Raw genomic sequence first — 255 nt, 5'->3', positions numbered from 1 at the left:
TGGGTTCGGTCCTCCACGAAGTCTTACCTCCGCTTCAACCTGCCCATGGCTAGATCACTCCGCTTCGGGTCTTGAGCGTGCTACTGAATCGCCCTATTCGGACTCGCTTTCGCTACGGCTTCCCCACCCGGGTTAACCTCGCAACACACCGCAAACTCGCAGGCTCATTCTTCAAAAGGCACGCAGTCACGAGAACAAGGCAAGCCTCGTTCCGACGCTCCCACGGCTTGTAGGCACACGGTTTCAGGTACTATT

The 255-nt window shown here is 56.9% G+C and carries 1 rRNA gene; it reads right to left on the bottom strand.

The window, feature by feature from the left end:
• Positions 1-255, bottom strand: a 23S ribosomal RNA gene (locus ACGFT1_RS35850); the annotation flags it as partial.

Origin of the sequence: Streptomyces sp. Y20 (assembly GCF_043195475.1) — a bacterium.
Taxonomy (GTDB): Bacteria; Actinomycetota; Actinomycetes; order Streptomycetales; family Streptomycetaceae; genus Streptomyces.
This window is presented reverse-complemented; position numbering and strand designations above follow the sequence as displayed.